The sequence below is a fragment of the Paenibacillus solisilvae genome (genome assembly GCF_042656405.1).
Taxonomy (GTDB): domain Bacteria; phylum Bacillota; class Bacilli; order Paenibacillales; family Paenibacillaceae; genus Paenibacillus_Z; species Paenibacillus_Z solisilvae.
The window spans coordinates 1-20,927 of record NZ_JBHSOW010000068.1 but is presented as its reverse complement, the minus strand read 5'-3'; the positions used below and the strand labels follow the sequence as shown (position 1 = coordinate 20,927).

The following is a 20,927-nucleotide window of genomic DNA, read 5'->3' as shown; positions in this document are numbered from 1 at the left end:
TAAATCGATGTGCCCGAAGCCTTTTCATTCCGATGGACATCACCTCCCGGCAAATCATGAAATCTCAACTTTTGACAGCGCCCAATGTCAAACCTTTCACGAAATACCGCTGAAGAAACGGATAGATCAAAATGATCGGAAGAGTGGCTACCATTGTTGCCGCCATACGTATGGAGTCGGGAGATACGGCCATTCTCTTGACGGAATCGGCCATTTGATCTCTGCTGCTGGTAAAGTCTTGTGTCTGGTATTGATTCAATATTTTGACCAACACCGCTTGCAGCGTCTTTAACTCCGGTTTATAAGTGAATACGTGAGAATCGAACCATGAATTCCACTGATTAATCGCAGAAAACAAACCGATGGTCACGAGTACGGGCAAACAGATCGGCATGATGATTCTCCAATAAATTTGCAGATCGTTCGCTCCATCCATCCTGGCCGATTCTTCCACTTCCCCCGGCAGTTCCTGCATGAATGTCCGAACGATAATAACGAAAAAAACATTCATCAGATTCGGGATAATGTAGACGCTGAAGGTATCAATCAGATGGACGCTTTTCAGAATCATGTAATACGGAATCAGTCCGCCTCCGAAATACATTGTAAAAATAAAGAACAAACTGAGCGGACGGCGTCCTACCAAATCCCTCTTGCTTAGCGCATAAGCGAGAAGACTGACCACAAGCACCGTAAGCGGCGCTCCGACGATCGTCCGAAGGACGGTCACTTTGAGTCCATTAATGATTTCCTCTTCACTCAAGATTTGCACATAACTTTCCAAACTAAAAACTCGCGGCCAAAACGCAATCCCCCCGCGTATGGTATCGCTTGCGGAATTCAGGGATAATACAAAAATGTTCCAGAACGGATAGAAAGTGATGATAAACACAAACACCAAAATCAGGTAAATACCGGCCGTATAGATTCGCTCACCTGTACCGCTGATTTTCAACAAATTTGTTGCCTCCTACAAATCGATTTAGACTAATATAAGGATTGCTGATTTACCTTTTTGGACCACGTATTTACGGATACGACCAACACAAAGGCTACAACTGACTTAAACAACCCCACGGCTGCCCCATATGAGAACATGCCGTTTTGCAAGCCGTAACGATAGGTGTAAGTATCGATGACGTCGGAATATTCAAGAACCGTTGTATTTTGAAGGAGATATTGTTGATCGAATCCAGCATTTATTACGTTTCCAAGAGACAGGATCAATAGAATCGTGATGGTCGGAACGAGTGCAGGCAGCGTTACATTCAACATCTGCTTCCACCGATTGGCGCCATCAACTCTAGCCGCTTCATACAGATCCGAGTTAATGCTTGTAATAGCGGCCAAATAAATGATGGCGTTAAAACCCATGTCCTTCCACGTGTTGGAGAAGGCAATAATCCACCAAAACATATGACCATTCATTAAAAAGAGAATCGGTTTATCTATTAAATGAAGTGCCATCAGAAGCTGATTAAGTGGCCCCTGAGAGGAAAGCATGGTAACGATGATGTTCGCAGCGATGACCCATGAAATAAAGTGGGGCAAATACGATACGGTTTGAACCATTTTCTTGAATAAGCCTTGCCTGACTTCGTTGATCGCAAGCGCCAGAATAATCGGGGCCGGAAAACCGATCAACAAAGAGAGCGTACTTTGGGCCAGCGTGTTCCGGAGTATGGGATAAAAATCCCCGCTGTTAAAAAAATAATCAAACCATCTCAGCCCGATAAAAGGGCTATTAAAAAACTGCTGGAAAAAAGGTCCCCCACCCGGCGAATAGTTGATGAAGGCCATATACAGTCCGAACATAGGGCCGTAGGAAAGCACCAACGTACAGAGAAAACCCGGAAGGATCATCAGGTACAACCATTTCTGTTGCTTCATCTTATTCCATGCCGCAGTGCCTTTTTTTTTGCGAATCAATTGAGCATCCGCGAGCTTGCCTTGCCCCAAAAATGCTTCCACAAGACCCCTCCTACACGCTGTCTAACCAAAAATGAAAACACTTACATTTAATTATTATAATTGTCCTCCCACGCTATCAAAACGTAGGAATTCGATCCGATACGCTTTGCCCGCTTCCGTTGGAAACTCAGGCATGCTTTTCGCCCAATAAAAGTTCCATGACATACATCTCAAGTGCTTCATAGTTTCGGGAATCCTGATAGCTAGACACTAGCCCCTTGTCCAAACGTCGAACCTTGGACTCTAGCAATTTGACCATTTTCAAGCTGTTTTCCAAATGAGCATACGACAGTTCACCGGATTGCGTTCTCATCGCCTTCACGTCAAGACCGATATATTCGCCGTTGCTGCCGTATCCGCTGTCCATAAGCACTTTGATCTGGTTAAAAGCGGAACGCAAATTTTCGACGCCGAACGATTTATCCTGATCGTAGCGAAGGCCGTTTTGATCGTTCAGATGGACACCCCATAATTTGCGGTGTGCCAGGCAGAAAGCCATTTCCAAAGCGGGGTCAAGACCAGCCAGCACAGCATGCGCGGATTCCAGCAAAGCACCGACGCGGCTCGGATCGTCGGTTCCAGCCGCAAATCCGAGTACGTGTCCGACCGTCGGAACGAAGCTGCGGTCGATCGGTTCGTTCGACTTCGGCTCGATCAGAATGCGAATGCCGGGATCGTGGGCCAGCATCGCATTTACCGCTTCGCGCAAGCGCTGCAGGCTGACGACCGGGTCCTTGCTCTCCGCGCACAATGTCCCTTCTCTCGCCAGCCACAGCACCAGACGATCGGAACCGAGCTCTCTTGCGATATCGATGGACCGCAACGACCTCCATAACGCAAACTCTCTGTCCTCCGCCGAATTGGAAGTGTAGCCGCCATCGATCGTTCTCTCGTCCATCCACAAGCGCGGAGCGACAAATTCAGCTTCCAAGCCTTGCGAGTCTAAGAGCTGCTTCAGTTCCCTCGCCCGCGACTTGATTTGGCTTTCCGACAAATCGTTCATATCCGGCACCGCGTCGTCATCGTGAAACTGAATGCCCGTAAACCCGATTTCCTTGAATTTAGCCAGCTTCTGCTCGAAAGAAATTGAAGTTCTTACTTCTGGACCGAATGCGTCCGCTCCTTCATGCACGTTCCATGGGCCGACCGAAAATTTGAAATTCGCCATCTTTATCTGCCTCCGTTATCGATTTTCGTTTATTAATGCTGATTGCATCGCAGCGAACTTGCTGGGCATAATCCCGACCGCCGATTTGAATAACCGGCTGAACAAATGGATGCTGGAAAATCCGACCTCATCCGCAATTTCGGTCAAGGTATGCTTGCCGTCGACGATTCTTTTTTTCGCTTGCTCAATCCGAATATGCGTCACGTACTTATGAATCGATATGCCGAGCTGCTTCTTGAACAAATGAGACAAATGGTTTGTGGACACCCCGACATGCTCGCTGATCGACACGTTGTTAAGTTGAGGGTCGGAAAAGCATTCGTGAATATAGTTAATCGCTCTTTCGATAAATGCCCACCCTTTTGTCATTTTGTCTTCGTCTTCCTTGCGATCCGCTTGGTTTTTCAAGAAGATGTTCAGCAATTCCAGGCAAATCGATTTCATAATCAGAGAGCTTCCGGGCCGTTTATCCAAAAACTCCTTGTGCATCAGCAAAAACCGCTTCTTCAAATCAATCCGGTCCGCCAACTGCAAATGGGAGATAGGGACGATCGAAGCCAGTTTCATTTCCCTATCGACGACCTTTTCCCTCATCCGCTCCGTCGCGCTCGTATGCTTCAGCAAGCTCCGCTCTTCGTCGTAATAAAGATCAAAGTGAAAAATATATTGAATCAATGGGACGGTCGAGGTCGATTTGATGATATGGGACATAAAGGGGTGCATAAGCAAAATATCGCCCTCCCGAGCCTCATACTTTACGCCGCTCAGGAAAAATACCGCTTCCCCTTGCTCGATATACGTAAAGACGTGATCGTGATCCATCCATTCCCCGGATAACGAGCTGGACTTCATAATTCTCACGGCCCTGACGAAAGGGGATATGCTGTTCATCCACGACTCATCCATCGCATTGACCTCCTGACTGACTTCGTGTCAATCGAAGATTTCCTAATATGTAATGGCAACCTTTGCCCCGGCAGTCGCCGATTGCTCGATCGCTTCCAAAACGACCTGGTTCCGATACCCGTCCTCGAAGCTGGGGGAAGGATTGCCGCCGTTTCCGGAAATCCCCCGCATAAACTCGTGCATCAAATTAATAAACGTATGCTCGTATCCGATCGGATGCCCCGCCGGCCAATAAGCTCCCGCATATGGGTGTACGCCCTCTGTACAGGTAATCGATCTAAAGCCCTGAATACCAAGAGGATCATTCTCCAAGTATAGTTCAAGTGTGTTCATCTGACCCATCGCCCAACGGATCGAGCCCTTCGAGCCGTTGATTTCGATGCAGTTTCCGTTACGATTCCCTTTTGCGAAGCGAGTAGCTTCGAAAACGCCCACTGCTCCGTTCTCGAATCTTGCCAGCGCGGCAGCCGCATCGTCCACATCCACCTCGGCTGCGCTGCCGCCGATGGCCGCTGCCTCCAATCCTCCCGACATTTCGCCGACGGGCCTCGTCTTAATGAATGTTTCCAGCAGGCCTGACACTTCGCGGATTTCCCCGACCAAAAACCTGGCCAGATCGATGGAATGTGCCATCAGATCGCCCAACGTCCCCGATCCGGTCACTTCCTTCCTCATGCGCCACACGAGCGGGAACTCGGGATTCATAATCCAATCCTGCAAGTATTGGGCGCGAAAATGATAAATATCCCCCAATACGCCCTCCTGAATGAGCTTCTTCGCCCATTGCACGGCCGGCACGAATCGATAATTGTGGCAGATCATATGGATGACGCCCGCTTGCTCCGCCGCTTTCCACATTTCCTTGGCTTGCAGGGCATTCATCGCGAGCGGTTTCTCGCAGAGAACGTGCTTGCCTGCTTTCGCCGCCGCAATGCCGATCTCCGCATGCGAGACGTTCGGGGTGCCGATGTCGATGACGTCGATATCGTCCCTCTCCATCAAGCGGCGCCAATCCGTCTCGTAGGACAGCCATCCTAGCTTCTCCGCAGCGAGCCGAACGGCGTTCTGATCCCGTCCGACTAGCGTTTGCAGCACGGGCTCCACGTCCGTATCGAAGAAAAAGGGCAAATCCCTATAAGCATGGCTATGCGCTTTACCCATGAACTTATAGCCGACCATGCCGATGCGTACCTTTTTTTTAGCCGTCATGACGGAGTCACGCTCCTTTGACCGGAATGTTCAGCTGCTGCTCGACAAAATCGCGGCAGGTTTGCAAGCTCTGCATCGGGGTACTCGTCGACTGATCGATTTCGACTGTCATCCAGCCCTTATAGTCGATTTCGTTCAAAGCTTCTATAATCGGCGGGAAATCGATAGAACCCAGTCCAAGCTCGCAAAATACGGGGAGCGCCTCATTGCCCAGCAGCATCGGGAAATCCTCTTTCGTCGCCTCTTTGGACGTCAAATCCTTCAAATGCACGTAGGCGACCCGATTGCGGTATTTCCGAATGATCGCCGCTGGGTCCATGCCCGCACCGGTCAAGTGAGCCGAATCCGGCGCGAAAAACACCACTTCCGGGTCGCATAGGCTCATAAGCTCGTCGAGTTCGTTCTCGTCCTGCACTTCTGTCCACAGATGCGGATGCAGGCAAGCTTTAACTCCAAGCTCGTACGTTCTTTTAGCTGCCTCATTTATCGTTACCGCGGCTTGCTTCAGCTCCTCCAGACTCGTCGGCTTCTGACGGGGGCCGCCGGGACCAAACACCAAATGCTCGGCTCCGCACTTGGAGATGACACGCGCCAGACGAACATTGTAATCGACGATTTCTTGACGAGCCTCAGGATTCGCGAATCTCCGATTCATCCCTCCGGAAGCTCCGCCGTAAAGGGCCGTCATCGCAAGACCGTGCCGCGCCAAAATCTCCTTGAATTCCTCCATTCGATCCTCGTAGGATAGAACGAAGGACGCCCACGGCTCAATCGCCCGGTAGCCGAGCATCGAAGCCTCCTCCAGCGCCTTGAAATGATCTTCTCCCCACGTAATCGCATGTACCGCAATGCTTCCTTTGAAATTGGACATGATTAAGCCTCCGCTAAGCATATTAAAGTTCGTTTTCCTAACTCAGTATAAAATCAGCTGCATCGGCTGGTCTTTATCGCCAACACTTGTTTTTTGTCCAAAATAACGATCCTTGTCAGCCTTTTACCGCACCGGCGGTCATGCCGGTCATAATCTTGTTGCTGAAAAATAAATACATGACGATAATCGGCAGAGAGGTCATGACGAGACCGGCGATTTTGCCGGTATAATCCGTCGTATATTGGCCGCTGAAGAAGGTCAGCCAAATCGGAAGGGTGAACAGCTCGGACGATTTATTCAGCACAAGAGCGAACGAAAATTCGTTCCACGTGCCGAGAATGCTTAGAATCGCAACCGTCGACATGATCGGCAGGCAGACCGGAAAAATGACTCTGAACATCGTGTAATCGAACGAACTTCCGTCCATATACGCCGCCTCTTCGATTTCCTTGGATATACCTTTAATAAAGCTGTCAAACAGGAAAATCGCCACAGGCAAATGAAACGCGATGTACGGTAGAATCAACGTGAAGCGATTATCCAGCATCCCCATCCACTTGAACTGCACAAACAGCGGCACAAGAAGCGCGTGAATTGGAATCATCATGCCAGACAGGAACAGCAGCATCATGACCTTTTTGCCTTTGAATTCGATTCTGGAAAAAAAATAGCCGATGATAAATGAGCAAATAATGATCAACGGCACCGCAATGACCGTGTTGAACAAGCTGCTGAAAATCGCGGAACCGATATTTCCGATATTGAATGCGTTCGTATAATTTACCAGCGTAGGGCTTGAAGGAAGCGACATCGTGCTTAAGCTAAATTCCTTATTCGTTTTCAAAGACGTATACAGCATCCAGACAATTGGAAACAGCGCCGACAAGGAAAAGAGCAAAACAATCAGGTTTGTTCCCGCATAACCCAGTTTTACCGCAAAAGACGCGTTTTTTCTCATCGTTCTCCCCCACCGCCAGTCCATCTGGACATCACGAGAACGATAATGGCGCACAAGATAAGCATGCCGATGGAAATCGTGCTTCCATAGCTCAATCGGCTCATCGTGAAGGCGTTATTGTATGCGTATTGGGCCAGCACCATCGAGCTGCGGCCGGGTCCTCCGCCCGTCATGACGTAAATGTGATCGAACACTTTCAACGTTCCGGTGATACAGAGGATAAGGGCAACGCTCATTACGTTTTTCAACAAAGGTAAGATGACGTATGCCGTCTTCTTGAACCACGTGGCTCCGTCGATTTCGCTCGCTTCCAGCACTTCCTTCGATATATTCTGCATCCCCGCCAGAAAAATAATGAAATACAAACCGATATATTGCCAGATAAGCGGAACCGATACCGAATACAGCACATATTTGGGATTGTCAAGCCATAACACGGGCTGAATGTTAACGAGATCCAGCAGCCAGTTGAGCATTCCCAAGCGATAGTTGTACATTAGCGACCACAAATAGCCGGTTACGATAGGAGCCAGAACGACTGGCAAAAAAATCGCGATCCGATGAAGGCCCTCCAGCTTCAGAAGCTTAGTCATAAAAAAGGAGGCGATCAGAAAAGCAATCCCGACCTGTCCTACAACACAGAAGAAAGTGATGATGACGTTGTTTTTAAGTGAGAACCAGAAGTCGTTGTCCTTCGCGAGCGCGACATAATTTTGCAGCCCGACGAATTCGGTGCCCCCTTCATTGTGTACGCTGTAATAAATCGAGATCAACAACGGCAGCAAAACGGTGAACGCGTAAACGCAAAAAATAGGAACCAAATAACGAAACGCCGGCCCGGCTTGCAGCTTGAAAATTCGGCTACTGCTCATACAATCCACTCTTTTCCTGAAAGATAAGCGAGGCTTTGGGGAGCGGCGCTCCCCTGGCCTCTATTGCGATTAGTCTCCCGGCAGCCGTTGTTACTTCTGCGTATCCCTTACGGTCTGGATTTTCTTGGACAGCTCCTCGGGGGTAATGCCTCCGATCAGCAGATCCTGAAGTCCCTTGTAGATCACTTCGACCAAAGCCGGACTAAGTTGGATATCGTAGATCGGCGAGAACTTCTTGTCGCTCATCAGTTTGAAATAATCGACCGCCATCGGAGAAAGCTTCGATTGGTCATAATCCGTCACCTTGACGGGAGGCTGCCCGTTATTTTCGATTTTCTTCCTGCCGTACTCCTGGCCGGACACACTTTTGATCAGCGCGATCGCCGCGTCTTTCTTCGCTCCGGTCAGCTTCGAATTGTAGGCCAACGACCACCCGGAACCGCCCGCAACGGACAGAGGGTCGCCCTTTCCTCCCGGAACGGATGGAAGAATCGCAAGTCCAGTCGCCTTCTGAACATCCTCGGGAGCATCGCGGGTAATACTGCTGACCGCCCAAGCGCCGTCCACAATCATGGCCGCTTGCTTGTTATAATACAAGGTGCTCGCCTGAACGCCGTCGATGCTGTTAATGTCCGGGTTGAACGCGCCCATTTTCGCCAAATCCTGAAGCGCTTTCAAAGCATTTACGAATTCAGGGTCCGTAAATTTCGCTTTCCCTTCCTTCATCGCCTTGAACCAATCCGTACCGGTGTAGCGGTCGGCCAACGTGCCGAACAAGACGGAACCGACCGGCACGTTCGACTTGTTGCCCATCGCAATCGGGGTTAACCCGCTGTCCTTGAGTTTGTGGATCGCGGCGGTAAATTCCTCCCACGATTGCGGGAACGAAGCGATGCCCGCTTTGTCGAACAGTTCCTTGTTATAGTAAATGACATGAACAGAGAACATCGCCGTCGGTAAGATTTTGCCGTCGGTCGTAAACTCGTCGAAGCTGTTCGGCAGAAAGCCGTTTTTCCATTCCGGGTCCTGATCCAACGCTTCGTTGAACGTTCCGACGTATCCCTTCGGAATGTAGTCGATCAGCATGGAGCCGTTCGCCACGAACAAGTCAGGCAGATCTCCTGAGGCGCCTAACGTCGTCATTTTCACCCGGTAAGGATCGTGCGGAATCGCTTCTTCGACGAGATTGACCTCGGGGTGCGCCTTTCGGAACTCCTCCAAGGCATCCCGGAATATAGCGCCGTTCTCGTCAACGTCGAAATGTCCGATCGTCAGCGTGATTTTATCCGCGGAAGTTTCGCCGTCCCCATTGCCGGTAGAAGAATTTTTGCCGCATCCGATTAACCCGATAGAAACGATAAGCAAAACGATCAGAAGCTTCTGCATTTTTCTAATTCTACTAAACATATGAACCCCTCCGAAGGTTATAAATTTGCGAATGCCTTATCGAATCCCGACTTGGATCTCGCCAACAGCTCTTCCATGCTTGCGGAAGTAGACGGGCCCAACACTTCTTGCGCGACGACGCCGCAGGGCTGCTGGACTGAAATCTTCTTCTACGGTTTCAACGTTTTGCGGGCTGACGAATATAATCTTGCGGTTTTTCAATCGGGTCCACTCCTTTGTTGTCGCTTACATGATTAATCTAATGCTTTTCCGATTTGAAGTCTTTGATCACAAAATCGATTTTTTATCTAAAACAACGATCTGTGCCTGCTCCCCCAATCCTTTTTCTTCCAACCGAAAATGACAAAAAACCGTCAAGCCGCGCTACTGCGCCGCTTGACGGTTTTTGAACTCAATATCGAACTGGAACTCTAAATCTGATAAAAGGCAGCTTTCGATGTTGTATTGCTACAATCATGCCTGAAGGGAGTTTTCACAGCACATTTATTTTGCAGCTATTTTAGCCTGTTCTTTTTTTAATTTTTCAGGAGTAACATCAACTCCGTTCGGATCAATAATTGTAGAATTCAGGAGCAAACTATCTATTGAACCACGGAAAATTTGAAGATATTCCTTACGCAAATTTGCTTGCTCTGTTTTTTCAATGTCAGTTAATCCAATTTCTTTTTCTTTTCTTGAAAGCTCATTAATTTTATTTAAAATGGTTATCATAATGACCCACTCCTTTATATGATTATAAATATATTAAATTTAAGATATTTTAATACGAGATAACGGTACGCCTAATAAAGTTGAAAATCAATCGTCACCTCCATGAATAACTGTTGCTATAGCAACAGTTATTCATGGAGACTTTATATTTTAATATGATTAAGGTGTCAATCATATTAGCCGATGGAAAAAGCGCCGGGACCGATAAAAGCAATGGCCAGAGTGACAACCGCCAGCACAAAGGGATATTCAAATCCACCTTTATCAATCCAATAACCATTTGGCATATGCACTTTAATCGCCCCAAGCATGGTTATTACTATAAGAGCTGTAGCAATCTTGGTTAAATATCCGGTTGCAAATAATAACCCGCCAATAAATTCTGCCAATCCTACAAGGACCGCTATCATGACACCGGGCTTAAAGCCAAACGACTCCATCCTTGCTCCGGTTTCCTTTGGACCATATCCCTTAAACCAACCGAAGAGTTTCTGTAAGCCATGCCCCATAAAGCTAACCCCAATTACCAAACGAATCATAAGTAAACCAAGATTAATCATTGGTACTTCCTCCATTTCTCTATTCTCCATTATTATCTTTCTATAGTAACTTACCTTATGTCATTATTATACTGACCTGCACTTACTTTTGTGAAAATGCGGTGAAATATTCTGTAGCAGCTCCCCAGTTCTCAAATTGATAGTCGAGCGATCAAGCTTTAAAAATCATATTTAGCTTCTTTTTCTTCTCGTATTTTTGTATACGTTTCGGTTAACACATAGGTATCCTCAACTAGACGTTCAATACGGAAGAGCACGTCATCGTTTACGATTTCTTTGCGATGGAAATCCTTTTCCTCGATAAATACGTAGGTTTGAACAATCTGTGCTTTCATATAGGCTAATATCGGTTTTAACTGTTGTTCAACCATGAGGTAATGCTTTGGTGTACCAGCTGTTACAAGCATGCTCACGATTTTATCGCGAAAAGCGCTGACCGGCAGCAAGTCAAATATGTTCTTTAATGTCGCTGGAATAGACGCTTGAAATATAGGCGTCCCAATAATTAGGGCATCTGCTTCCATGATTTCTTTTGTAACGAATAAAGTATCACCCTCATACTCCAAGTAACTGCGCCCATCGCTAAATTGCACGTCATATTCAGCCAAGTCTATAAGTGTTATTTCAGCCTCCGGATATTTTTCAACAAATGATTTTATTGTATAGTCCATTGCCGTGCGCGTTTTTGACCCCACTTTTGAACCCGATAACCCAACGATTTTCATGGTTAATTGCCTCCCTTATTTTGCTGTATGCTTTCGTATTTCCGGTAAAATTTTCGTTCCAATCAGCTCAATATTTTTTGCTAAATTCTCAAATGGAACACCGCCAACATCCAGTTGTGCGATATAACGCTGATGACCAAACAACTCATGTTGATAGAGCATTTTTTCAATGATTAGCTCTGGACTTCCAATCAACATGACGTCTCGCGTATCGGCGCCTTGGGCAAAATACCGTTTTGGATAGCTGCTTCCATTAATCAGTTCACTTGCAATGTTAATATGTGGATAGTACTCGCTAAGCGCCTGTTGCGTTGATTCGGCGGCATAGAACCATCCCGCGGTAGTAACCGGAAGTTCGGCGGGATCGAATCCGCTTCTCTTGGCAGCCTCCCGATAGGCATCGATCGATGACTTAAAGGTGGAAGCTGGTCCTCCTAAGGTTGCGAGCATCATGGGAACGCCTGCATGGCCGGCCTTAATGGCGCTTGCGGTATGTCCGCCTACCGCGCGCCAGATCGGCATCGAACCGTTTTTGGGGCGAGGATATACTTTGGCATTTTTTAAGGGCTCACGAAACTGTCCCTTCCATGTGATAACCTCTTCTTCATTTAGCTTAACTAACAGTTCAAATTTTTCTTCGAACAGCTCTTCATAATCACGAACATTATAGCCTAATAAATCAAAGAGACCTACTCGGGATGCACGACCGGCAATAATTTCTGCGCGTCCTTTGGAAATCAGATCGATGGTCGCGAAATCCTCATACACGCGAACCGGGTCTGACGTGCTGATAATGGTCGAGGAGCTTCCTATTTTAATTTTGTTTGTTGCCTGGGCAATGGCAGATAAAACAACAGAATGCGCCTGAGTTGTAAAATACTCTTGATGGCTTTCGCCTACGCTAAAAAAATCTATACCTGCTTGCTCGGCTAATTTAGCTAATTCAATGATTTCATGAATGCGTTGCTCAGCAGATATACGCTGTCCAGTGTGTGGATTGGGAAGGTGGTCACCTAGTGTGTAAATACCAAATTCCAATCCCTTACTTTGATCGATACGGTATTTTTCCATTTTTATCAACCTTTCTATTTATCCTATTTGTGGTTACTGCTTCTTTGTCGGTTTACGTATAGCTGGAGCCACTCATTGATTCTGTATAACGATCCTTGGGAAAAGAAGTCCCTCGTACTTGCAATATGTTGCTATAGCAACAATTTGACAACAAGTTTCCTTCACAAAATATCATTACAAAAAGTTATAATAAATATTATTGAAAAAACGTCAACTACTTACCGTTACTCCTTATCTTCGAAAGGATTCCGTAAGGTTACTGCATATCTTTGAAAGGATTCTTTTCATTTCATTCAGTTCATCATCTGAGATACCTTGAATGAATAAATCATTAATTTTCTCAGCCATTGGAATGATTTCGCTGCGGAGCTGCTGTCCTTCTTTTGTTAGATAAACCAGTAACGAACGACGATCGTTTTCAGGAGAAATTCTTCGGATGAAACCTTTTTGTTCAAGATTTAGAGCCATACGCGCAATGTTCGTTTTATCCTTAAATAGTTTTTCTGCAATTTCGATCTGAGTAAGGCCATCTTTTTCCCAGAGAACCATCATAATTAAAGTCTGTTCAGGTGCAAGATTAAATGGGGCTAATTGGTTTTTAATATAACTGGTAAGGGTTAAGTCTGTCTGATGAATAACAAGACTAATATAATGGTCTAAGGAAAATATAAGTCGTCGCCTCCAGTATGTTGCTATAGCAACAATTATACATAGCGACATTGTATGTTAATATGATTAAGCTGTCAAATAATATTAGCAATCTTTAAAAACTAAACTCTGCGTGCTTACAGGTGTTTTCAATATCCGGCGGTTGCTCGTCGAATAAAAGCAGGTTTCCTTCACAAATCATTATAATAAGTTATAACAAATAATATTGAAAAAATGTCAACTACTTACTGTTGCTGCATATCTTTGAAAGGATTCTTTTCATTTCATTCAGTTCATCATCTGAAATGCCTTTAATGATTAAATCATTAATTTTCTCAGCCATTGAAATGATTTCATGACGGAGCTGCTTTCCTTCCTCTGTTAGATAAACCAGTAACGAACGACGATCGTTTTCAGGAGAAATTCTTCGGATGAAACCTTTTTGTTCAAGATTTAGAGCCATACGCGCAATATTCGTTTTATCCTTAAGTAGTTTTTCTGCAATTTCGATCTGAGTAAAGCCATCTTTTTCCCAAAGAACCATCATAATTAATGTTTGTTCAGGTGCAAGATTAAATGGTGCTAATTGGTTTTTAATATAACTGGTAAGGGTTAAGTCTGTTTGATGAATAACAATGATAATACTTTGGTCTAAGGAAAATATCAAATCGTCACCTCCATTATGTTGCTATAGCAACAGTTATACTAAACAAGCAGCCTTTACATTCAATAAAACAGTTAGATTCTTATCCAACTGTTACTTTTCAGTTACTTTGATTTAGTGGAATACCTTGCCTGCTTTAGCGTCGACAGGCGGCTCTTACTAGTTTTGAGCTAATTTAATTTTCATGGGAGTTCAATAAAAAAGAACGCTCCCCGCCTTCGCTTGGGCTACGTCCCCCACATGATATTACCATTTTCAATAATTAATTAAAGCACATACGCGAGTAGCATGTAATATTTGAAGCTAATTATGGAATACACACATTTTACAAATAATCCCTATTGAATATGGGGTTATCTTTTCCTTCATTAATTCAATAATTTATACTTCCTTTTTCTCTGTCGCATAATAAATCATCGCAATGACCGGTAAAGCTATCCCAATCAACAATGCTGCTTTCCAGCCACCCATGGCGTATGCCCATCCTCCTGTCGCTGAGCCTATTGCACCACCAGCAAAAAAAATGGACATGTATAATCCATTAAGCCGGCTTCGAAACTCTTCTCCCAATGAGAAAATAACACGTTGCCCAAGGACCAGATTTGCCGAAACTCCCATGTCTAAAAGAATGGCCGCAGCTACCAGAGCTGCTAATGCGGCTGTCGAACCGGTTTGGAACATTAAGGGCAGAAATATAGAAATGATAACTAAAGCTAAGGCTAATCCTGTAGCCGGACGAACCCACCCCCTATCGGCAAGACGGCCCGCCACAGGAGCGGCTACCGCCCCAGATACACCAACCAATGCGAACAGTGCAACTTCACTGTGGGAAAAATGAAAAGTAGGACCGGTCAATAACAAAGGAACAGTTGTCCAGAACAAACTAAATGTCCCGAAAACACAAGCGTGATAGATCGCCCTGCGTCGCAGGATTGGCGTCGTTCCGAGTAAATGCAGCATGGAACCCAGAAGTGTTGGGTATGGTGTAGTTGTCAACGGCTTCCTTACAGGAAGCACCTTTGCTAATACAAGAGCGAGCACAATGATTGCTGCGCCGGATAAGACGAATATGGCGCGCCAGCCCATAAACTCCGCCACAATACTTGAAACTGGGCGTGCGAGCATGATACCAAGTAACAATCCACTCATGACATTACCCACATTGCGGCCGCGTGTAGCATCTGGCGAAAGATGAGCCGCATACGGTACGAGTACCTGAGCCGCGACTGATCCCACCCCGATAAAGAGTGAAGCTGTGAGAAATAACGCAGCACCTTTGACAACCGCAGCAATCATCAAAACGACTGCTGTGAGGAGCAATAACACAACCACCAGCTTTCGATTTTCAAGTATGTCTCCCAAAGGTACGATAAATAATAATCCGATTCCGTAACCAATTTGAGTCAGTGTCACGATAAGGCCAGCTGCCCCAGAAGATAATCCGATTGCTGAACTGATTGGTCCCACTAAAGGCTGCGAATAATAGAGATTAGCAACAATAATACCGCAAGCGGTGGCTAGAATGAGTATAATCCACGCCGAGATAGGTTTCTCTATTTTTTGATTTGCGATTGAACTCATAGTAAGCTCTCCCTCACTTATTATAAATGTCGTCGATACTGGAATATTCGGTCCAGTAATATTAAAAAAATATGTTTACAGCATCTCAATTACTGTGTTCATCATGTCATATATAATTTTCTTATCCTGTTTTACCTTGGATATCACGTTTATACTATGATTAAGGTTTAGCAATAGGTACGATAAAGTATAGATATCTTTCTTAGGGTCAATTTCTCCTGTCTGCTGCCCTTTACTTAAAAGTTCATAAAATAACTGTTCCAATTCCTCGAAACTAGCCCTTATCAATTTTTGTAGTTGTTCATCAGGCGAATCCAAACCAATGGTTGCGTTTGTAATCAAGCATCCGTTTGGTAAACCATCATCACGTGCGGCAAATGCATTCGTAACATGCTGATCAAAATACTGCCGGATTCCAACTTTCGCAGACGGTGCATTTATCAAGAGATTTCGTTTTTTTTGCGTCGTTTTTTTGTAATGGTTTATTGCCTCAACATATAGCGTTTGTTTGTCCACAAACGTTTCGTACAAACTTGATCTGCTTAGTTCCATTGATTCTAACAAATCCGGTATGCTTGTCGATTCATAACCTTTTTCCCAAAAAACTAACATTGCCTTATGCAGTACGTGTTCCCTGTCAAACTCTTTTGTACGTCCCATTGTTCCTCCTCCTTCTCTGTATGAACAGTTTATATTTTCCGGAACAATTAGTCCAGTATTTTTTCGAAGAAGATGGCCTCGCCACAGCTCCTCTCAATGATGTACAGTGTGATCCAAACAGCCGATTTCACTTACCATTCCGCACACACAAAAAAAGATCTCCTTGTCGGAGACCTTCCGCTCTAGCAGCTCTTTTGTCGATATCCGTTCTATCAACACGGCACAACCCGATAAACGTTTTTCTTCCCTATATTTTGCAAAATACGGGTTGGCACACGTGACATTTTCAACACATCCGTTATCCCTTTTGCATTTTTCGTTAAGGTTAACATCAAGATTGTTCCTCGCAGTCTTGCGGTATGCCGGGGGAGTTCGGTGGATACGAAATTTCCTAGAGAAGACGCCGCTACCCGATTTCTAATGTGTCCGTCGATGTCCTTCACCTTAAACATTCTTATCGGATGCAGCACATGGGGATGCGCTCTCGAAATTCTTTCCCGAAATTATAGTGTCCGTTAGTTGAGTCATTGCTTTTTTTCTGTATCACCATTGAAGTGAAGTTTATTGTGTTGTATTAATGGCATTTTTAGAGTCTCAATATCCGTTCTTTGCGATTTTGCATATAGGATCTTCCCCATTGGTGAAGCCGTTCGAACCTTCCACCGCTAGCACGATAGAGCTTGATATATCGTCCAATCTCTCTGAGCGCTATAAAATTTGGGATTTCCTCTAACCAGCCCTTTTCTAAATCATTTTCCAAGCTATATCCTTCAAGGAAGCTGCCTAGAAACTTCTCCCTCGCGTCATCCACATGATCAAGCGCCGTTGCGAAAAATACCGCGATGGCAATATCATCTGCGAACCAAGAATACCGGCAGGCATCAAAATCATATAAGTGGATCGTATCCCCCTCCATGCAAAAGTTACCATGATGGAAATCAGCATGAATTAATCCGTAGCTGTTTCGTGACTTCGAAAGCCTCGCGATATGTCCCCGCAATTCAGCGTAACGCTCTATGATTGACCTTTCGGACTCTGGTAGTTCAATGTTCGCGATTAGATTCGCTTCTGCGGACCAATCCGCTCTTTTAAAGCGGCTGGATGTTTGTTTATAATATTTCGTGACGTTATGGATTTTTCCCATGAAGGCCCCCATCAGGCGAAACAACTTAATATTGTAATCGGCTTCCGATATGCGCCGACCAGGTGCACCATCAAAGCAAACAGTTGTATATGTATCATCATCCGCGGTTATTTGTTCCACCAACTGTCCCCCGACGGAGCGAACAGGCCGGGATACGCTCAAGCCTTTGCCTGATAGAAACTCGATCCAGTCGATCTCTCCCCGGATGATGTCAATCGAACTATGTGTGTCTCTCGTGATCCGCAGGAATACGCTACTATCTCCCGTTTTGTACGAAGCAATGATGCTGTGTTCGGAATCATGATGACTTAGTAAGTTGTTCGGATCAAGTCCGAACATCCGCACGCCGGTTTCGAGTAACTTTTGTTGATTGAGAGTCAAGCTATACCCCTCCCCATTTTTCCCAATCGCGCATCTCTTGGAACACCTGAGCTTGGCCAGGAAAATACAAAGGAGACGCCGCTCAGGCGCCTCCTTTAAGAGGTTCGATTGCCACCCGTCTCTGTTCGCGCGCGGATGCAAGGCATGCCTCGATTACTTTTATAGTTCGTACGCCGTCCCAAGGGCTGACCGTCTCCGACTCTCCATGAAGCACCGCCCGCGCGAATCGGTTCAGCAGCAACAACTGCTGGTTGCCGCGCTCGAACGGCTCCGTCCGCATCTCGCCGCTCACAGTGACCTGAATGTCGGGGCTCAGATCGCCGCGCAGCGTGAATGCCGACGGCAGCCGTATCGTGCCGTGCGTGCCCCGGATTTCCAGCGTATTGGCGAAGTCCGCCCATAAGCCGCACTGGAACGTCATTGCCACGCCAGCCGGAAATTCGACGAGGCCGGCGGCCATCATATCAACGCTATCATGCTCCGGTGAAAAAAACGCCTGCACCGTTGTGGCCACCGGCTCCGTCTCCAGCACATAGCGGGCGGCGCTGAGCAAGTAGCAGCCGATGTCGTACAGACTGCCACCACCCATCTCCTGACGGAATCGGATATCGCGACCCATGGCGGAACGGTCCGACGTAAAGACACCGTGAACGGCCCTAACCGTACCAATCTCGCCAGAACAGATAATTTCCTTGACCCGGTCGTAGCGCGGATGGCAGCGGTACATAATGTTCTCCTGAAAGTGAACGCCGAACTGCTCGCAAGCCTCGACCATCTCTACCGCATCACGCCCCGACACCGACATCGGCTTCTCGACCAGCACGTGTTTGCCTGCCCGAGCGGCGTGGATCGTCCATTCCTTGTGCATATGATTAGGTAGAGGTATATAGACCGCATCGATGTTCGGATCGGCAAGCAGCTCCATATAGCTGCCGTAGGCGTCCGGTATGCCGTGAGCGTCCGCAAACGCCCGAGCTCTTGTTTCATCACGGCTTGCAACGGCGGCGATCTTCTGAATGTCCGAGGCCCGGACAGACGGAATAAACGCCTTTGTGGCAATTTGGGCGCACCCCATAATACCCCAACGCAGCTTTCTCATCAGCTCTCCTCCATTTGGATGATCCCCTGGCATAACCAAACGAATCAGTGTTTTCCTACTTCATCTGCTGCCGGCTGGTACGGATGCCACTCGTTTCATCAACAGCACTAAATACCCGTTAGCGTATCTGTATGCCTCCAAACTTAAAAAATCACCTTGCTTTCACTATATTCTTTCTTTTGTAAAATCCCAACCATTCTCTTTAGCATTTTTAATAATACAAGCACAGACACTCTGTTTAATTAAATTTGTAGCCCAATTAACTTTCCAAGAAAAGAACAATAAATAGTAGGATGTTTTTAATCTCGACGGGTAAACCATAGTTTCTTTCATCCCCTTCAAGTGTCGTGCTTCGAATAGTTTACCACACACTTTTTTGGAAAGTACGTTTATAATTAAACAATCTGCCCGTTGCGTAACGAGGCCGCTTTCAATACGCATTAGCCTCAGACTATAGTATCCAAACGGTTGAATTCAGCTAAATGAACTGGATTGACTTTCCATCAGACTTGCACTACTATAAAAATTAGTTTATATTGCTGCGACGATGGATCAATAGTACCTGATCACACTCACTTCAAGCGAACCGGGGATGGTGAGAGCCCGGTAAGGAGCGTCAGGGAAACGGCAATCCGGAGCAGTCCTATTCGCAAAGTGGGCGACGGGTAACTGTCGTCAACTAGGGTGGAACCACGGGTGCTTACGCTCTCGTCCCTAGGTATCGAGTCAATCGATGCCTGGAGGCGGGAGCTTTTTTATTTCTATATAGAGGGAGTCGATATGAGAATGAACAGCAACGATACGATGGAGAAAATTGTAGCGCTGGCTAAGCATCGCGGTTTTATTTTTCCTGGTTCTGAGATTTACGGTGGTCTGGCCAATACATGGGACTATGGCCCCCTCGGAGTCGAGTTTAAGAACAATATCAAGAAGGCATGGTGGGGAAAATTCATCCAGCAGTCGCCATATAACGTCGGTCTGGATGCTGCCATCCTGATGAATCCGCAGGCTTGGATCGCTTCTGGTCATGTCGGTAATTTTAACGATCCAATGATCGACTGCAAGCAGTGCAAAGCACGACACCGCGCTGACAAGCTCATTGAAGAAGTATTAAATGCGAAGCAGATCGAGCTCATCGTTGACGGTATGTCATTCGAGCAAATGAAGGCGTTGATCGTGGAGCACAACATTGTTTGCCCGGATTGCGGCAGCACCGATTTCACCGATATCCGCCAGTTCAACCTAATGTTCAAAACGTTCCAAGGCGTCACCGAGTCCACCGTGAACCAGATATATCTTCGTCCGGAGACGGCTCAAGGCATTTTCGTTAACTTCAGGAACGTACAGCGTACGATGCGCAAGAAGCTGCCTTTCGGTATCGGCCAGATCGGCAAAAACTTCCGAAACGAAATTACTCCCGGCAACTTTACGTTCCGAACTCGTGAATTCGAGCAAATGGAGCTTGAGTTCTTCTGCAAGCCCGGCGAGGACCTGCAATGGTTCGAGTACTGGCGCAGCTTCTGCCGGGATTGGCTCCTATCGCTCGGCATGAAGGAATCGCATATCCGGCTCCGCGACCATGCGGAGGATGAACTATCCCACTATAGCAATGCGACGACGGACATTGAGTACCGGTTCCCGTTTGGCTGGGGTGAGCTGTGGGGCATAGCGGACCGCACCGATTTTGATTTGAAGCAGCATATGGATCACTCAGGGGAAGACTTTCACTACTTTGATCAGGAGACGAACGAACGGTACGTCCCGTACTGCATCGAGCCGTCGCTAGGCGCGGACCGCGTTACGCTCGCCTTCCTTATCGACTCGTATGAGGAAGAAGCACTCGAAGGCGACGACAGTCGCGTTGTCCTAAAGCTGCATCCGGCGCTCGCACCTGTAAAGGCTGCCGTATTCCCGCTATCCAAGAAGCTGGCTGAAGGCGCGCAGCGAATATTTGCCGACCTCTCAGTGGTATTCACGATGGATTACGATGATGCCGGCTCGATTGGTAAACGGTATCGTAGACATGACGAGATCGGCACCCCATTCTGCATCACGTATGATTTCGATTCAGTGACCGATCAGGCGGTGACGGTCAGGGACCGTGACACGATGAGTCAGGTTCGGATTCCCATTAGCGAGTTGCAGGCATATATCTCTGAGCGGATCAAATTTTAACAATGCTGTTCTTTGAAAAAAAGTATTAAACTTACTCGAATATAGAAACAGCGGCAGATGGGACAGAAAAATAAAGTCCTGATATGCTCCCCTTACGGTAGACAGGTGAAATAATAAAACCTGTTATCGTAAGGGGAGCTTTTTCA

Annotated in this window: 21 protein-coding genes; 1 reads left to right on the top strand and 20 read right to left on the bottom strand. The window is 46.5% G+C overall.

Translation table 11 applies throughout. The features are described 5' to 3' along the window. Positions 1 to 64: 64 nt before the first annotated feature. From ACFPYJ_RS18460 to ACFPYJ_RS18365, 20 genes are all read right to left on the bottom strand, one after another. On the bottom strand, positions 65 to 958 hold the full coding sequence (locus tag ACFPYJ_RS18460; protein ID WP_379189648.1) for a carbohydrate ABC transporter permease: 894 nt from the start codon (positions 956 to 958) through the stop codon (positions 65 to 67). Positions 959 to 987: 29 nt separating this feature from the next. Further along, positions 988 to 1,890 carry an ABC transporter permease gene (locus tag ACFPYJ_RS18455; protein ID WP_379189789.1) on the bottom strand — a complete coding sequence of 301 codons (903 nt, stop codon included), beginning with the start codon at positions 1,888 to 1,890 and terminating at the stop codon, positions 988 to 990. A gap of 208 nt (positions 1,891 to 2,098) precedes the next feature. After that, positions 2,099 to 3,139 (bottom strand): TIM barrel protein, encoded by a 1,041-nt coding sequence (locus ACFPYJ_RS18450; RefSeq protein WP_379189647.1) that lies wholly within the window; start codon positions 3,137 to 3,139, stop codon positions 2,099 to 2,101. 15 nt (positions 3,140 to 3,154) lie between these two features. Then, a complete protein-coding gene (locus tag ACFPYJ_RS18445; protein WP_379189646.1) occupies positions 3,155 to 4,045 on the bottom strand; it encodes an AraC family transcriptional regulator in 891 nt (296 codons plus the stop codon). A 42-nt stretch (positions 4,046 to 4,087) separates the two neighbouring features. Next, positions 4,088 to 5,254, bottom strand: coding sequence for a Gfo/Idh/MocA family protein (locus ACFPYJ_RS18440; protein WP_379189645.1), 1,167 nt, complete (start codon positions 5,252 to 5,254; stop codon positions 4,088 to 4,090). A 7-nt stretch (positions 5,255 to 5,261) separates the two neighbouring features. Beyond that, positions 5,262 to 6,125 (bottom strand): sugar phosphate isomerase/epimerase family protein, encoded by an 864-nt coding sequence (locus ACFPYJ_RS18435; RefSeq protein ID WP_379189644.1) that lies wholly within the window; start codon positions 6,123 to 6,125, stop codon positions 5,262 to 5,264. 115 nt (positions 6,126 to 6,240) lie between these two features. Beyond that, the gene (locus ACFPYJ_RS18430) at positions 6,241 to 7,083 is read right to left on the bottom strand and encodes a carbohydrate ABC transporter permease (protein ID WP_379189642.1); all 843 of its coding nucleotides are present in this window, start codon (positions 7,081 to 7,083) and stop codon (positions 6,241 to 6,243) included. Beyond that, positions 7,080 to 7,955 carry a carbohydrate ABC transporter permease gene (locus tag ACFPYJ_RS18425; RefSeq protein ID WP_379189641.1) on the bottom strand — a complete coding sequence of 292 codons (876 nt, stop codon included), beginning with the start codon at positions 7,953 to 7,955 and terminating at the stop codon, positions 7,080 to 7,082. Before ACFPYJ_RS18425 ends, ACFPYJ_RS18430 begins: the two co-directional genes overlap by 4 nt. A gap of 90 nt (positions 7,956 to 8,045) precedes the next feature. Continuing rightward, on the bottom strand, positions 8,046 to 9,362 hold the full coding sequence (locus ACFPYJ_RS18420) for an extracellular solute-binding protein (protein WP_379189640.1): 1,317 nt from the start codon (positions 9,360 to 9,362) through the stop codon (positions 8,046 to 8,048). A gap of 36 nt (positions 9,363 to 9,398) precedes the next feature. Further along, the gene (locus ACFPYJ_RS18415) at positions 9,399 to 9,563 is read right to left on the bottom strand and encodes a hypothetical protein (protein WP_379189639.1); all 165 of its coding nucleotides are present in this window, start codon (positions 9,561 to 9,563) and stop codon (positions 9,399 to 9,401) included. 282 nt (positions 9,564 to 9,845) lie between these two features. Next, complete coding sequence (locus ACFPYJ_RS18410; RefSeq protein WP_379189638.1) at positions 9,846 to 10,073, bottom strand: DUF896 domain-containing protein; 228 nt, start codon at positions 10,071 to 10,073, stop codon at positions 9,846 to 9,848. A 176-nt stretch (positions 10,074 to 10,249) separates the two neighbouring features. After that, positions 10,250 to 10,633, bottom strand: a complete 384-nt coding sequence (locus ACFPYJ_RS18405; protein WP_379189788.1) for a DoxX family protein — start codon at positions 10,631 to 10,633, stop codon at positions 10,250 to 10,252. Positions 10,634 to 10,791: 158 nt separating this feature from the next. After that, positions 10,792 to 11,358, bottom strand: coding sequence for an NADPH-dependent FMN reductase (locus ACFPYJ_RS18400; RefSeq protein WP_379189637.1), 567 nt, complete (start codon positions 11,356 to 11,358; stop codon positions 10,792 to 10,794). A 15-nt stretch (positions 11,359 to 11,373) separates the two neighbouring features. Then, positions 11,374 to 12,429 (bottom strand): LLM class flavin-dependent oxidoreductase, encoded by a 1,056-nt coding sequence (locus ACFPYJ_RS18395; RefSeq protein ID WP_379189636.1) that lies wholly within the window; start codon positions 12,427 to 12,429, stop codon positions 11,374 to 11,376. 231 nt (positions 12,430 to 12,660) lie between these two features. Further along, on the bottom strand, positions 12,661 to 12,981 hold the full coding sequence (locus tag ACFPYJ_RS18390) for a MarR family winged helix-turn-helix transcriptional regulator (protein ID WP_379189635.1): 321 nt from the start codon (positions 12,979 to 12,981) through the stop codon (positions 12,661 to 12,663). A gap of 337 nt (positions 12,982 to 13,318) precedes the next feature. Next, a complete protein-coding gene (locus ACFPYJ_RS18385) occupies positions 13,319 to 13,744 on the bottom strand; it encodes a MarR family winged helix-turn-helix transcriptional regulator (RefSeq protein ID WP_379189634.1) in 426 nt (141 codons plus the stop codon). A 378-nt stretch (positions 13,745 to 14,122) separates the two neighbouring features. Continuing rightward, positions 14,123 to 15,322: an MFS transporter gene (locus tag ACFPYJ_RS18380; RefSeq protein ID WP_379189633.1), complete on the bottom strand. Its 1,200-nt coding sequence runs from the start codon at positions 15,320 to 15,322 to the stop codon at positions 14,123 to 14,125. A 75-nt stretch (positions 15,323 to 15,397) separates the two neighbouring features. After that, positions 15,398 to 15,982 (bottom strand): TetR/AcrR family transcriptional regulator, encoded by a 585-nt coding sequence (locus ACFPYJ_RS18375; protein ID WP_379189632.1) that lies wholly within the window; start codon positions 15,980 to 15,982, stop codon positions 15,398 to 15,400. Between the two features lie 586 nt (positions 15,983 to 16,568). Beyond that, entirely contained in the window at positions 16,569 to 17,507 is a 939-nt protein-coding gene (locus ACFPYJ_RS18370) for a phosphotransferase enzyme family protein (RefSeq protein ID WP_379189631.1), read from the bottom strand. Between the two features lie 82 nt (positions 17,508 to 17,589). After that, on the bottom strand, positions 17,590 to 18,606 hold the full coding sequence (locus ACFPYJ_RS18365; protein WP_379189630.1) for a Gfo/Idh/MocA family protein: 1,017 nt from the start codon (positions 18,604 to 18,606) through the stop codon (positions 17,590 to 17,592). Positions 18,607 to 19,392: 786 nt separating this feature from the next. Here ACFPYJ_RS18365 and ACFPYJ_RS18360 point away from each other — a divergent pair. Then, positions 19,393 to 20,781 carry a glycine--tRNA ligase gene (locus ACFPYJ_RS18360; protein WP_379189629.1) on the top strand — a complete coding sequence of 463 codons (1,389 nt, stop codon included), beginning with the start codon at positions 19,393 to 19,395 and terminating at the stop codon, positions 20,779 to 20,781. Positions 20,782 to 20,927: the final 146 nt, after the last annotated feature.

Coding starts and splice junctions, on each gene's coding strand:
- ACFPYJ_RS18440 (WP_379189645.1), bottom strand. CDS start 5,254: ATGACGGCTAAAAAAAAGGTACGCATCGGCATGGTCGGCTATAAGTTC.
- ACFPYJ_RS18450 (WP_379189647.1), bottom strand. CDS start 3,139: ATGGCGAATTTCAAATTTTCGGTCGGCCCATGGAACGTGCATGAAGGA.
- ACFPYJ_RS18405 (WP_379189788.1), bottom strand. CDS start 10,633: ATGATTAATCTTGGTTTACTTATGATTCGTTTGGTAATTGGGGTTAGC.
- ACFPYJ_RS18445 (WP_379189646.1), bottom strand. CDS start 4,045: ATGGATGAGTCGTGGATGAACAGCATATCCCCTTTCGTCAGGGCCGTG.
- ACFPYJ_RS18410 (WP_379189638.1), bottom strand. CDS start 10,073: ATGATAACCATTTTAAATAAAATTAATGAGCTTTCAAGAAAAGAAAAA.
- ACFPYJ_RS18455 (WP_379189789.1), bottom strand. CDS start 1,890: ATGAAGCAACAGAAATGGTTGTACCTGATGATCCTTCCGGGTTTTCTC.
- ACFPYJ_RS18365 (WP_379189630.1), bottom strand. CDS start 18,606: ATGAGAAAGCTGCGTTGGGGTATTATGGGGTGCGCCCAAATTGCCACA.
- ACFPYJ_RS18430 (WP_379189642.1), bottom strand. CDS start 7,083: ATGAGAAAAAACGCGTCTTTTGCGGTAAAACTGGGTTATGCGGGAACA.
- ACFPYJ_RS18390 (WP_379189635.1), bottom strand. CDS start 12,981: ATGATGGTTCTCTGGGAAAAAGATGGCCTTACTCAGATCGAAATTGCA.
- ACFPYJ_RS18420 (WP_379189640.1), bottom strand. CDS start 9,362: ATGTTTAGTAGAATTAGAAAAATGCAGAAGCTTCTGATCGTTTTGCTT.
- ACFPYJ_RS18395 (WP_379189636.1), bottom strand. CDS start 12,429: ATGGAAAAATACCGTATCGATCAAAGTAAGGGATTGGAATTTGGTATT.
- ACFPYJ_RS18360 (WP_379189629.1), top strand. CDS start 19,393: ATGAACAGCAACGATACGATGGAGAAAATTGTAGCGCTGGCTAAGCAT.
- ACFPYJ_RS18375 (WP_379189632.1), bottom strand. CDS start 15,982: ATGGGACGTACAAAAGAGTTTGACAGGGAACACGTACTGCATAAGGCA.
- ACFPYJ_RS18435 (WP_379189644.1), bottom strand. CDS start 6,125: ATGTCCAATTTCAAAGGAAGCATTGCGGTACATGCGATTACGTGGGGA.
- ACFPYJ_RS18425 (WP_379189641.1), bottom strand. CDS start 7,955: ATGAGCAGTAGCCGAATTTTCAAGCTGCAAGCCGGGCCGGCGTTTCGT.
- ACFPYJ_RS18380 (WP_379189633.1), bottom strand. CDS start 15,322: ATGAGTTCAATCGCAAATCAAAAAATAGAGAAACCTATCTCGGCGTGG.
- ACFPYJ_RS18400 (WP_379189637.1), bottom strand. CDS start 11,358: ATGAAAATCGTTGGGTTATCGGGTTCAAAAGTGGGGTCAAAAACGCGC.